The organism is Bacillus sp. FSL R5-0659 (assembly GCF_038008785.1).
In the GTDB taxonomy this organism is placed as follows: Bacteria; Bacillota; Bacilli; order Bacillales; family Bacillaceae; genus Bacillus; species Bacillus safensis.
Map to the genome: position 1 here is coordinate 617174 of NZ_JBBOZU010000001.1, position 12519 is coordinate 629692.

8 protein-coding genes, 1 pseudogene and 1 other annotated feature (1 of these 10 running past the window's edge) are annotated in these 12519 nt (G+C 41.3%); of the genes and pseudogenes, 5 read left to right on the forward strand and 4 right to left on the reverse strand.

The genetic code is table 11. The features are described from left to right. Positions 1-69: 69 nt before the first annotated feature. Positions 70-1466, reverse strand: a pseudogene (gene gabP, locus NSQ72_RS03070) (GABA permease); the annotation flags it as partial. A gap of 482 nt (positions 1467-1948) precedes the next feature. On the opposite strand from gabP, the gene NSQ72_RS03075 reads away from it, so the two are divergent. From NSQ72_RS03075 to guaA, 5 genes are all read left to right on the forward strand, one after another. Next, entirely contained in the window at positions 1949-2848 is a 900-nt protein-coding gene (locus NSQ72_RS03075) for a cation diffusion facilitator family transporter (RefSeq protein WP_034282879.1), read from the forward strand. A 102-nt stretch (positions 2849-2950) separates the two neighbouring features. Next, the gene (locus NSQ72_RS03080; protein WP_039176899.1) at positions 2951-3913 is read left to right on the forward strand and encodes an AAA family ATPase; all 963 of its coding nucleotides are present in this window, start codon (positions 2951-2953) and stop codon (positions 3911-3913) included. Positions 3914-4014: 101 nt separating this feature from the next. Beyond that, complete coding sequence (locus NSQ72_RS03085) at positions 4015-5100, forward strand: DUF58 domain-containing protein (RefSeq protein ID WP_228285989.1); 1086 nt, start codon at positions 4015-4017, stop codon at positions 5098-5100. Between the two features lie 9 nt (positions 5101-5109). Then, a complete protein-coding gene (locus NSQ72_RS03090; RefSeq protein WP_039176905.1) occupies positions 5110-7314 on the forward strand; it encodes a DUF4129 domain-containing transglutaminase family protein in 2205 nt (734 codons plus the stop codon). Positions 7315-7500: 186 nt separating this feature from the next. After that, positions 7501-9042, forward strand: coding sequence for a glutamine-hydrolyzing GMP synthase (gene guaA, locus NSQ72_RS03095; RefSeq protein ID WP_039176907.1), 1542 nt, complete (start codon positions 7501-7503; stop codon positions 9040-9042). 88 nt (positions 9043-9130) lie between these two features. On the opposite strand, the gene NSQ72_RS03100 is transcribed toward guaA, so the two are convergent. Genes NSQ72_RS03100 through NSQ72_RS03110 form a run of 3 tightly spaced genes read right to left on the reverse strand, consistent with a single transcriptional unit; the run spans position 9131 to position 12343 of the window. Further along, complete coding sequence (locus NSQ72_RS03100; RefSeq protein ID WP_039176909.1) at positions 9131-9607, reverse strand: YbaK/EbsC family protein; 477 nt, start codon at positions 9605-9607, stop codon at positions 9131-9133. A gap of 18 nt (positions 9608-9625) precedes the next feature. Further along, entirely contained in the window at positions 9626-10681 is a 1056-nt protein-coding gene (locus NSQ72_RS03105; protein ID WP_039176911.1) for a helix-turn-helix domain-containing protein, read from the reverse strand. Continuing rightward, positions 10682-12343: a 2-isopropylmalate synthase gene (locus NSQ72_RS03110; RefSeq protein WP_039183004.1), complete on the reverse strand. Its 1662-nt coding sequence runs from the start codon at positions 12341-12343 to the stop codon at positions 10682-10684. 59 nt (positions 12344-12402) lie between these two features. Then, positions 12403-12519: a binding site (T-box leader), on the reverse strand; it runs 148 nt beyond the window's last position.

Consider the following 12519-nt stretch of genomic DNA (forward strand, 5'->3'; position numbering starts at 1 on the left):
ATACAATTTGATACAGTATAAGTGCGGACATCCAAATAGGTGAATAAAATAAAAAAACCCGCTTTTCAGCGGGAGAATTACGGGTGTTTATTTTCAAGCGCCGCATTTGCAGGCACTTTTTTATTCGGTTTAAAGATAAAATAAGCAGCCAGTACGCTAAAGGTAATGATACTCGTCAAAATGAGCTGTGGCCGCATGGATTCGATAAACAGCATCGATGCCAAGATGGCGCAAATGACCAAAATGGTAAAGTACGTGAGGTATGGGAACAGCCACATTTTGATTTTGAGCTGTTCTGGGTTTTCTTTTTCGATTTTACGGCGCATTCTTAATTGTGAAACGGCGATGACCAAGTAGACAAGAAGGGCAATGGCTCCAGATGCATTGACTAAGAACAAAAAGATGGTTTCAGGATAAAAATAGTTCATCATGACAGCAATGTAGGAAAAGAAGGTACCTGCGACTGTAGCCGCTACAGGAACACCACGTTTGCTGATTTTCATAAAGCGTTTCGGTGCTTCGCCTCTTTCTGCTAATGAATAAAGCATTCTGGACGTTGTGTACAATCCGGAGTTTAAACAAGATAGAACAGCTGTTAAGACAATAACGTTCATGACTTGAGCGGCTGATGGAACACCGATGTATTCTAATACCGCAACGAACGGGCTTGTTAAAATACTTGCGGAATTCCACGGAAGCAAGGTGACAACGACAGCAATTGATCCGACATAGAATACGATAATACGCCATACAACAGAGCGTGTGGCTGTCGTCACAGATTTGACTGGGTCTGCTGATTCACCAGCCGCTATTGCCACAATCTCCGTTCCCATGAAGGAAAAGATGACGACGACGATTCCGAGTAACACAGAGCTGAATCCATTTGGAAGGAAACCGCCGTTCCCTGTTAGATTGGCAAGACCTGAAGTATGATGACCGCCAAAACCAAAGATAAATGCAAAACCAATGAGTAGAAAGAGAATGATGCTGACGACTTTAATCAATGAAAACCAATATTCAAATTCGCCAAAAGATTTAACAGAAAAGATATTTGTTAATGTTAAGAGGATTGTGAGGATAAGACTTGTGAGCCAAACAGGTGCATCTCCATACCAATATTGAATAATGGCAGCACCAGCAATGGCTTCGATGGCAATGACGATCACCCAGAAGAACCAGTAAAGCCAGCCGATTGTAAAACCGGCCCATGGACCGATAGCATCGCTCGCATATTGTGAGAAAGAACCGCTTGTCGGATAGGCACATGCCATTTCTCCGAGCATTCTCATAATAAAGATCACCAGAAGTCCGGCAAAAGAATAGGAAAGAATGGATCCAGGCCCTGCAGAATGAATGACAGCGCCGCTACCAACAAATAGCCCTGCCCCAATGACCCCAGCAATGGAGATCATCGAAATATGTCTTGTTTTAAGGTTTTTTTGAAGACCGTTTGTCATGTTGGACATTTCTTTACCTCCAAACATTTCTCATGAATAGAGAATTTGTTTTTAGAATATTTTAAATTTTATCACACTGAATTGTCATTCAGCATTGGACAGGTTATCAAACTGACATTTCAAACCTCTTAACATGATGTTAAAAAGTATAAAGGATTTGAGAGATTATGTTCCCTCTTTTCCTTCGGATGATTCTTAAAATAACATAAAAAAGGGGGTGGGGAAGTTGTGTCACAAAATAAAATTATTCTGATAATTTACCCAAGGAGAGAGATTTGACGATATGTCCATTTCGAAGAGAATTGGAAAAAGGTTGATAGGAGTAGGTCTTGAGGTCATTTGACCTTGTAAAAATAAGTTTACTTAGGTCAACACATTTCTATTTATCCTATTTTGCTGACATAAGCGAATCATGTTGCTGTAGACCCACACGGGCTTTGCTTTGTAAGATAAATAATAGAAAAGTGATGTGTGAGGAGGCGCGGTTCGACATGGAGCGCTATAACGAATTAAGACAAGGTGAAACGGGTGCTTGGGTCAGCATCATTGCCTATGTGATCTTATCTGCGGTCAAACTCATTATTGGATATGTGTTTCATTCAGAGGCTCTTTCTGCAGATGGATTGAATAACACGACGGATATTATTGCATCCCTTGCTGTGTTGATTGGGCTGCGTATTTCTCAAAAGCCGCCTGATGAAGATCATCCATACGGTCATTTTAGAGCGGAAAATATTGCGTCTCTTGTGGCTTCCTTTATCATGATGCTTGTTGGGCTTCAGGTTTTGCTGAGTGCAGGGAAGTCGCTCTTCTCATCTGAGCATCAAACGCCGGATATGATCGCGGCTTGGACGGCAGCAGGAAGTGCTGTTGTGATGTACGGTGTGTATATTTATAACCGCAATCTGTCCAAACGGATCAATAGCCAGGCTCTTCATGCGGCAGCTGCTGATAATAAATCAGATGCGTATGTGAGTATTGGAACATTTGTAGGAATTATGGCTTCTCAATTTCAGCTGGCATGGATTGATACGCTTGCAGCGTTTGTCATTGGCTTAATTATTTGTAAAACTGCATGGGAGATTTTCAGAGATGCCTCTCATTCGTTAACAGACGGTTTTCATATCAAAGATATGTCTAAATATAAAGAGACCATTGAAGCAACACCAGGAGTGGGCGATTTAAAGGATATTAAAGCGCGTTATCTTGGAAGTACAGTCCATGTGGATGTAGTGGTTGAGGTCGAGCCCAACTTGAACATTGCAGAAAGCCATGATATTGCAGATGAAATTGAACGCAGAATGAAACAAGAGCATGATATTTTACACTCTCATGTTCATATGGAGCCAGCAAGTGAGCCGAAAGAAGAGAAGAAGTCTTTTCCATCGTGAGAAGGCTTCTTTTTTATACGTGCTGATGTTATATGCAAATGCGTGTTGTATGGTAAAGTTAGACTATATGAAATTTGACAGAAACGTGATAGGAGGATCAGGATGGCATTTGAAGAACCGATGCATTCAGATTTACAAAAAATCGTAGATAACATCAATAAAGTCATGGTTGGGAAAAAAGACATTGCGATATTAAGCCTTGTTGCGATTTTGGCGAAGGGGCATGTGCTGCTAGAGGATGTGCCTGGTGTAGGGAAGACGATGATGGTTCGTGCTTTGGCAAAATCCATTGGTTGTGAGTTTAAGAGAATCCAATTCACTCCTGACCTTTTGCCGTCAGATGTAACAGGCGTGTCGATTTACAATAAAAAGACGAATGAATTTGAATTTAGGCAAGGACCGATCATGGGGCAGATTATTTTAGCTGATGAGATCAACCGGACCTCTCCTAAAACACAATCAGCATTACTTGAAGCGATGGAGGAAGGCAGTGTCACTGTGGACGGGGAAACGATGCCGCTTGCGGATCCATTTTTCGTCATGGCGACGCAAAATCCAGTTGAATATGAAGGAACTTATCCGCTGCCAGAAGCGCAAATGGACCGGTTTTTATTCAAGCTGCAGATGGGATATCCGACCATGCTCGAGGAGCTGGAGGTGCTCAACTTGCAGGAGAAGCAATCCCCGATTGATACGCTCCAAGCTGTCATGACAAAGGAACATATCCATGCGTTGCAACAGGCTGTTCAAACCATTCATGTGGATGCATCCATTAAAGAATATATTGTTGAAATTGCTCAAGCGACGCGTAAACACCCATCTGTTTATCTAGGTGTCAGTCCAAGGGGATCGATCGCCTTGATGAAAGCGGCACAGGCGTATGCGCTTTTGAATCAGCGCGATTATGTGATTCCTGATGATGTACAGTATTTGGTGCCTTATACATTACCGCATCGTATGATTTTGACATCAGAAGCGACATATGAAGGGAAGAAGGCGGAGACACTGCTGCGACAAATGCTTGAGCAAATTGGCGTGCCAGTTCAAAAGTCGATGACTCAATGAAGTCGCGTCATCGTTTAGCAGTTTCATTATGGTTACGGGTGATGATGCTCATCATTCTCACCGCGGCAGCCTTTTGTTATGCCATGTTTCAGGGAGGGTTTGTGAGCTGGTTCCTTTTTTATGCATTTTTACCATATGCTTTGTATGCATTGCTGTTTGCGCTCGTACCGCTTCGCGCGACAGCCAAGAGAACATTACAGCAAACCCGCTTGAAGGCGGGGGATGTGCTGTCCGTTGACCTTGAAATCAAGCGTACACATCCATTTCCGTACGTTTACGTCATGATAGAGGATGCTCCGCCAGACACCTTTCATTTACAGGAACAGATTGAAATGAAGAAAATGCTGTTTCCTTGGTTTCGGAAAACATGGCGATTTACTTATCAATTGAACGATATTCCGCGGGGAGAGCATCATTTGACAGCGATTAGAATCAAAACGGGTGATATGTTTGGGTTTGTTGAAAAAGAAATCATCATTCCGCTAGAGAAAAAGCTGCTTGTCTACCCAAAAGTGCTGGATATCCCTGTAGAGCCTGCTGAGTCAGTGAGTGAAAATGGAGGCAAAGCGGTTCACTCGTGGTTAAATGAACCGACCCATGTGACAACAGGCGTACGGGAATACCAGCAAGGAGACCGGTTTGCTTGGGTGGATTGGAAGACGACGGCCAGAAGAGGCCAGCTGATGACGAAGGAATTTGAACAGAATCAAGCAAAGGACCTTGTCGTGTTTGCTGATTTTACTGATCAAGCTGTTTATGAAACAGTTGTCTCTATTACAGCATCTGTTCTTCAAACGGCTGTGAAAAAAGGAGTGCCGTCCGGTCTTGTCCCTCTGGGAGATCAGCATGCCTTTCGAGTCGATCAAGGAGAACTTCATTTACAGGACATGCTTTATTATTTAACAAGGGTGCAGCATCAGCCTTCCCGCGCACTAGAATATAAACCGTTAGCAGCGAGTGAGTATCAGCATTCAGGAAAATATGTCGTCACAGGTCAGCTGCAGGAGGAGCTTGCGGCAAGTCTCTTTGGAAATCGAAATAGAAAGAACATCACCGTGCTTTTAGTGAAGAAAGCCGTTGACCGTTTGACGACAAAAGAAAAACAGCTTGCAGACCGGCTCAAGGCCTCTGGAATACGCATCACCCTTTTATTTGAAGACCGGCTGCACGAAAGAACTGTGAGGTGACAAACATTTATGCTGCATACGCATCTGCGGCAAAGCCGTTTTGAATTGTTCATCTATTATGCTGTAGCTTTTCTGCTGCTATGGGAGTGGCTTCGTCCACTTCAAGATTTTACAGAGACGAGCCATACGTCTTATTTCATCATTTTTATCGGGCTTACGTGTTTGTTTACGTTCTTTCGTCTGAAGTGGTATGTGACGTTTCCTATTTGTGCTGGACTGATTTTGCTCGCCTTATATTTGATCTTTTATCAATCAGCGCCAGGCTATCCGTCTGCTTTGTTTGCTGATATTAAGGATAATATCACGTTAATGAGCATGGGTATGTGGAGTGATATGTATCCGTCTTTCCGCACATTGTTGTTTTATATTTTGCTGTGGCTGCTTGTCTACTTGCTTCATTATTGGGTGGTCTATCAGCAGCGTATCTTTTTCTTTTTACTGATGACGATTGTGTATGTCACGATTCTTGATACGTTTACGCCATATGATGCGACCTTTGCGATCGTTCGTATTATGGTATTTGGCTTTTGTTTGCTTGGATTGCTGTATTTCGATCGACTGCGTTCAGCTGAGGGCGTTCGGGTGTCACAGAAAGCGCGTCTAAAGTGGTTTTTCCCCATGCTCGCGCTTGTCCTTCTATCAGCGTCACTCGGTGCTTCTTTGCCAAAGTCTGATCCGAAATGGCCCGACCCTGTCCCGTTTTTTAAGGCGGTCACGAATCAAGATGGAACAGCCGGGCAGAATAAAGTGGGATATAGTGCAGATGATTCGGCGCTTGGCGGACCGTTTAGTGAGGACCGCACACCTGTCTTTAAATGGAGCGGAAAGGAGCCGTCCTATTTTCGTGTAGAAACAAAAAGTATTTACACAGGAAAGGGCTGGGAGGATGCATCAAATGATACGAAGCCTACTCGGCTAAAGGACGACACTGTGCCGAATCGGTGGTTTACTGAGCGAGTGAAAACAGAGGAGCATGAAACAAGAATCGATATAGAATCGGATTATCGATTTAATCATGCTGTGTATCCTATTGGAACGATCATGCTGACGCCAATGGAAAACATTCCGCTGCAAATCATGGGCAAAACGGAGAAAATTGTCCCGTCTATGCAAAACCCACCCAAAAATTTAGGGAACTATCAAGTCAGCTTTTTATCTCCTACATTTATCCTAGAGGATTTGCAGAGAATCAAAGTACCGACAAAAAAGCAGGTGAATCAGCAGGTTGGCCGTGAATACTTGCAGCTTCCATCCTCACTCCCAGAGCGTGTGAAAACTTTGGCAAACAGCTTAACGGAAACGAAGGATAATATGTATGATAAAGCGAAAGCGATCGAGGATTATTTAGGATCTGCGAAGTTTTCATATGAAACGCAAAATGTCGCTGTGCCTGGTCGTAATGAAGATTATGTGGATCAATTTTTATTTGATACGATGATTGGCTACTGTGATAATTTTTCAACCTCTATGATTGTGATGCTTCGTTCGATCGGTATTCCGGCGAGATGGGTGAAAGGGTATACGTCTGGCCAGTTATATGAAACACAAATGGATGGAAACAATGTGTATGAAGTAACCAATAACAATGCGCATTCATGGGTAGAGGTTTATTTTCCAAACAGAGGCTGGGTTACCTTTGAACCGACAAAAGGATTTACAAACCCAGAGACATTTACGAATGAATCCGTTTCAAGCGATCAAACGGATGATCAAAAGGAAGAAGAAAATCAGTCTAGTTCTGATGCAAGTGAAGATCAGCCGCAAGACCAGCCGCAGCAGCAGGAGACAGAGCAGCCGGCACAACAAAAGAAACAAGCAGCGAAGGCAAAGCCAAATATGGTACATGCGGGTTCAATTGCAGGTTATGCGGCAGGAGCTATTGTCCTGCTTGGATTCATCAGCTGGTTGCTTTATCGATTCAGAACAAGATGGCTGCCATTCTTTATTGTAAGAAAGGTGAAACGTCTGCCGGAGGACGAAGCATTCTTCTATGCATATGCGGCTCTATTAAAGCAGCTAGGGCGCAGGGGAATTGAGAAAAAGCCAGGTATGACGCTAAGAGAATTCGCTTCTTTGATCGATGACAAGGACGGAGATCATGACATGTCAGAGCTGACGCAGCTCTATGAACGTGCGCTTTATCGGCGAGAGGATTCGTCGGCGCTTTGGCAGCAGTCGGCAAAGTTATGGGAAAATTTAATAAACAGGAGATAGTCTTGACCGCGTACCTTCCTGTTGTTAGAATAGGTGAATATTAAAACCTTCTAAAATACATGAAATTGAAGCGTTCGGATGTGAGTCTGGGCGCTTCAAAAGCGTGATTCACACTGAGAGCAGGTTTTCTCCTCTCATTTTTTCTGTGCGTTTATAAAAAACTATATTGGACATAGAGGTGACACCATGACAAATTTAGTAAATGAAATGATTTTGGTTCTCGATTTCGGCAGTCAGTACAATCAGTTGATCACACGCCGTATTCGTGAATTTGGTGTGTACAGTGAGCTTCATCCGCACACTTTAACTGCTGAAGAAATTAAAGAAATGGCGCCTAAAGGAATCATCCTTTCTGGTGGACCAAACAGTGTTTATGATGAAGGATCTTTCCGCTGTGATGAAAAGATTTTTGATCTAGGCATTCCGGTTCTAGGCATTTGCTACGGCATGCAGCTCATGACTCACTATTTAGGTGGGAAAGTAGAAGCGGCAAGCCAGCGTGAATATGGAAAAGCAGATATTCATATTAACGGAACACCTGCTTTATTCAAAGACCTTCCAACGGATCAAGTCGTTTGGATGAGCCATGGTGACCTCGTAGTTGAAGTACCAGAGGGCTTTACAGTCGATGCAACAAGTGCACATTGTCCAAACTCAGCGATGAGCTTAGCTGAGAAGAATTTCTATGGCGTTCAGTTCCACCCAGAGGTTCGTCACTCTGAGTACGGAAATGACCTATTGAAAAACTTTGTCTTCGGTGTGTGTGATTGCGATGGCAAATGGTCAATGGAGAACTTCATTGAAATCGAAATGCAGAAAATCCGTGAAACAGTAGGCGACAAGCAAGTATTGTGCGCACTAAGCGGCGGTGTCGATTCATCTGTTGTGGCGGTATTGATCCACAAAGCCATCGGCGATCAGCTGACATGTATTTTCGTTGACCACGGTCTTCTTCGCAAAGGCGAAGCTGAAGGGGTTATGAAAACATTTAGCGAAGGTTTCAACATGAACGTGATTAAAGTAGATGCAAAAGATCGTTTCTTAAACAAGCTAAAAGGTGTGTCTGATCCTGAGCAAAAACGTAAGATCATCGGTAACGAATTCATCTATGTATTCGATGACGAAGCGGACAAGCTAAAAGGAATCGACTACTTAGCACAAGGAACACTTTACACAGACATTATTGAGAGCGGAACAGCAACAGCGCAAACAATCAAATCTCACCACAACGTAGGCGGTCTTCCAGAAGACATGCAATTCGAATTGATTGAGCCACTCAATACGCTATTCAAGGATGAAGTCCGTGCCTTAGGTTCAGAGCTTGGCATTCCTGATGACATCGTCTGGAGACAGCCATTCCCAGGTCCAGGACTAGGTATCCGTGTACTAGGTGAAATTTCTGAAGAAAAACTAGAAATCGTCCGTGAATCTGATGCGATTCTACGCGAAGAAATTGCCAACTTCGGCCTTGAGCGCGACATCTGGCAATACTTCACGGTTCTCCCAGACATCCGTAGCGTAGGTGTCATGGGTGATGCAAGAACATACGACTACACAATCGGTATCCGTGCTGTTACGTCTATTGACGGTATGACGAGTGACTGGGCAAGAATCCCTTGGGACGTGCTTGAAAAGATCTCAACTCGTATCGTCAATGAAGTGAAGCATATTAACCGCGTGGTGTATGATATTACGAGTAAGCCGCCTGCTACGATTGAGTGGGAATAATTGTAAAAGAGCTAGAAACCTTTGTGTATCAAGGGTTTCTAGCTCTTTTTTATTTTTAACTGCACTTTTTCCTTCCGTCTTCATGTGTTCATTCATCATTCCATCCCTTACACACATCAATCCATTGTGAATAACCGGAGTGTTTTTCTAATTGTTTTATTGTGAGTTCAATAGCACTGTTACTGCTCCCGCAGGCTGGATAGACTGTCTCAAAACGTTTGAGTGAAATATCTAAATAAACAGAAACGCCATTCTTTGTAGCGAAAGGACATACTCCGCCAATTTCATGACCGACCAAGTCAACAACCTCATAAGGAGAAAGCATTTTAGCTTTTGTTTTAAAATATTCCTTGAATTTTTTGTTATCAACTTTTGCATCGCCAGAGGTCACAACTAAAATAGCTTGTCCATTTACTAGAAAGGAGAGTGTTTTTGCGATTCTTTCAGGTTCGCAGCCCAGTGCAGAAGCAGCCAAGTCTACGGTTGCACTAGATACTGAAAATTCTTGAATTCGAGTATCCATATCATATTGTTTAAAATAATCTTTTACTTGTTTGATTGACATGATCATTTCTCCTTTTTATTATCTATTATTTAATCGATATTGATGTGGTGTTAGGTGATACTTTTTCTTAAATAAACGAATGAAATGCTCTGCATTTTGATAACCAACGGCTGCCGCAATATGATCTACTTGTAAATGGCTACCAGTGAGCATTTCGCAGGCTTTTTCCAATCTTATTTCTTGTCGAATCTCACGAAATGATTTGCCAAGCTTACGAGCTATATATTTTGACAGATAAGATTGTGAAAGGTTAAATTCCTCTGCCATCTTCTGGATGGTGATATGCTCACAACATTGCTGAATATATTGTAGCATTTGAATCATACGTATATCACTAGATTGTTTGACCTGATTGACGTTCATATGGCTTGGTTTGAATCTTAATAAGAGACATAATAATATCTCAAACACATTATTCATAATCAACTGGTAACTAGGGAACCGATTATAATTTTCTGCAAATAGTTGAAGAGAGCAGTCTAGCAAATGTTTATCCAAGTGACTATGGAAAATAAGAATATTTTTATTTTCTTTTATATACAATGCATTCAAAAAGAACTCTGAAATGACATGATTTCCTTTTAACATTTTAAAAAACACTTTTTGAAAAGTACTCTTACGGATCATGATTTGCATGGCGATTGTATTCTCCATTACAATTGGCTTGTGAATTGTGTTAGGTGGAATAAAGGCAATATCTCCTGATTTTAAAGCCATTTTTTTGCCTTCCACTTCTACATACATCTCATTTTCCAGAACATAGATCATCTCAAAGAAATCATGGATAGCCGACAATTGGGGCATAAAACGGCTATACTTTCTCACTTCGATATCTTTCTCCTGATCTAACCACATAGTATCTTCCTTTTCAAATTCATTCTGCCCATTTAGCAAAAATTCTTCTATATATATTTGTTTATGCATTAGACTGTGTTTATCATAATCCTTCAAAAATAATTGCAATGATGTATTGTCATGCTTTTTCTGTTGGTATTGTTGATAAAAGATTTCTTGTTCGTTATATTCTCTTAAATATTGCATCACTTCATGTTTTTCAAGTTTATCTTTTTTCATCTACATCCAAACCTCTAGTTTATTTACTGCAACCACCAGAGCCTTTACTGTTGCTTCTATAATATCTTTATCAATTCCCGCACCCCAATGCATTTTTCCTTGAGATGAAATTCCAATCTGTGCACAGGCTTTTGCTTCGGAATCCTTGCCCAAAGAATTCTGTTCATAGACTTCCAAAACATAATCGAGATGAAAATATGCTTTTAACGCATTACTGATGGCATCTAAACTTCCAGTGCCAGTTCCTTGTATGTCAATTTGTTGCTGATCTCTCAGCAAAGTTAAGGTGACTTCCTGCTTATTTCCCTTATTAAATTGATAATCAAGCAGCTGGAAATGAGGGTGAAAATCAACATACTGCTTTTCAAAAACATGATATATTTCTTCGATAGACAATTCCCTATTTGTCTGATCAGATACTTTTTTCGCTGCATATCCCATGGCTTCATTCATTTGATAAGGAAGTTTAATGCCATAATTTGTTTCTAGTATATAGCCTATGCCGCCTTTTCCAGACTGGCTATTGATTCGAATCACATCCGTTTGATAGTTCCTCCCCAAGTCAACTGGATCTACTGGGATATACGGAACGTCCCATTTATCAATATTATTTTCTTTTCTATATTTCATCCCTTTGGATATCGCATCTTGATGTGACCCAGAGAATGCAGTGAAAACCATCTCCCCAGAATAGGGCTGTCTCTCAGGAACAGTGATTTTTGTTAGTTTTTCATATTTTTTACGAATAGCTTCTAGGTTATTGAAATTCAATTTTGGATCATAACCTTGTGAATACATATTCATCGCCAAGGTAATCAAGTCTACGTTCCCTGTACGTTCACCGATACCAAATAATGTACCTTCGACTCTTTCTGCGCCAGCCAGAACACCAAATTCTGCATCACTCACCCCAGAGCCACGGTCATTATGAGGATGAACAGATAATGTCACACTGTCTCGGTAAGACAGATTTTTGTGTATATACTCAATCTGACTTGCAAAGATATGAGGCATTGAATATTCAACTGTTGTCGGAATATTGATGATTGCTTTATGATTTGGTGTCGGTTTCCAAATATCTAAAACACTATTACAAATATCTAACGCATAATCAACTTCTGTTCCTGGAAAGCTTTCTGGACTATATTGAAAATAAATATCACTTGTTGTTTTTTCGGCAAGTTCTTTTACTAAAATAGCTCCATCAATGGCAATTTGTTTAATTTCATCTTTTGTTTTCTTAAATACTTGTCTGCGCTGCGCTTCTGAAGTCGAATTATATAAATGAACAATCGCTTTCGGTACCCCCTTAATGGCTTCGAAGGTTCGGCGGATAATATGCTCTCTCGCTTGCGTGATCACCATAATCGTGACATCGTCTGGAATCATGTGATGATCAATCAGTGTCCGCAAAAACCTAAACTCTGTATCAGAAGCAGCTGGAAATGCGATTTCAATTTCTTTAAAACCGATCTCTACTAGTAACTGAAACATTTCCAATTTTTCTTCTAAGTTCATAGGAATAGGTAATGCTTGATTTCCATCCCGTAAGTCCACGCTGCACCATATCGGAGCACTTTCTAGTGTTTCTTTCTTCACCCAATCATAAGTAAGCTTCGGTGGCAAAAAGTATTTCTTTTCGTATTTTTTGTGATTAAACATCATCATTGATTCCTCCTGTAATTGGAATATAAAAAAAGCCTTTCATCCCCAAGATTTAACTTGGAGACGAAAGACTTCTTCTTACGCGGTACCACCCCTATTTCATGATAAACAAACATTATCATGCCCTTATTCGGATACAGATTGTTTGATCTTATATCCTTCCCATATAACGG

Excerpts from the sequence above, each read along its gene's own strand:
- NSQ72_RS03075 (WP_034282879.1), top strand. The coding sequence starts at position 1,949 with ATGGAGCGCTATAACGAATTAAGACAAGGTGAAACGGGTGCTTGGGTC.
- NSQ72_RS03080 (WP_039176899.1), top strand. The coding sequence starts at position 2,951 with ATGGCATTTGAAGAACCGATGCATTCAGATTTACAAAAAATCGTAGAT.
- NSQ72_RS03090 (WP_039176905.1), top strand. The coding sequence starts at position 5,110 with ATGCTGCATACGCATCTGCGGCAAAGCCGTTTTGAATTGTTCATCTAT.
- guaA (WP_039176907.1), top strand. The coding sequence starts at position 7,501 with ATGACAAATTTAGTAAATGAAATGATTTTGGTTCTCGATTTCGGCAGT.
- NSQ72_RS03100 (WP_039176909.1), bottom strand. The coding sequence starts at position 9,607 with ATGTCAATCAAACAAGTAAAAGATTATTTTAAACAATATGATATGGAT.
- NSQ72_RS03105 (WP_039176911.1), bottom strand. The coding sequence starts at position 10,681 with ATGAAAAAAGATAAACTTGAAAAACATGAAGTGATGCAATATTTAAGA.
- NSQ72_RS03110 (WP_039183004.1), bottom strand. The coding sequence starts at position 12,343 with ATGTTTAATCACAAAAAATACGAAAAGAAATACTTTTTGCCACCGAAG.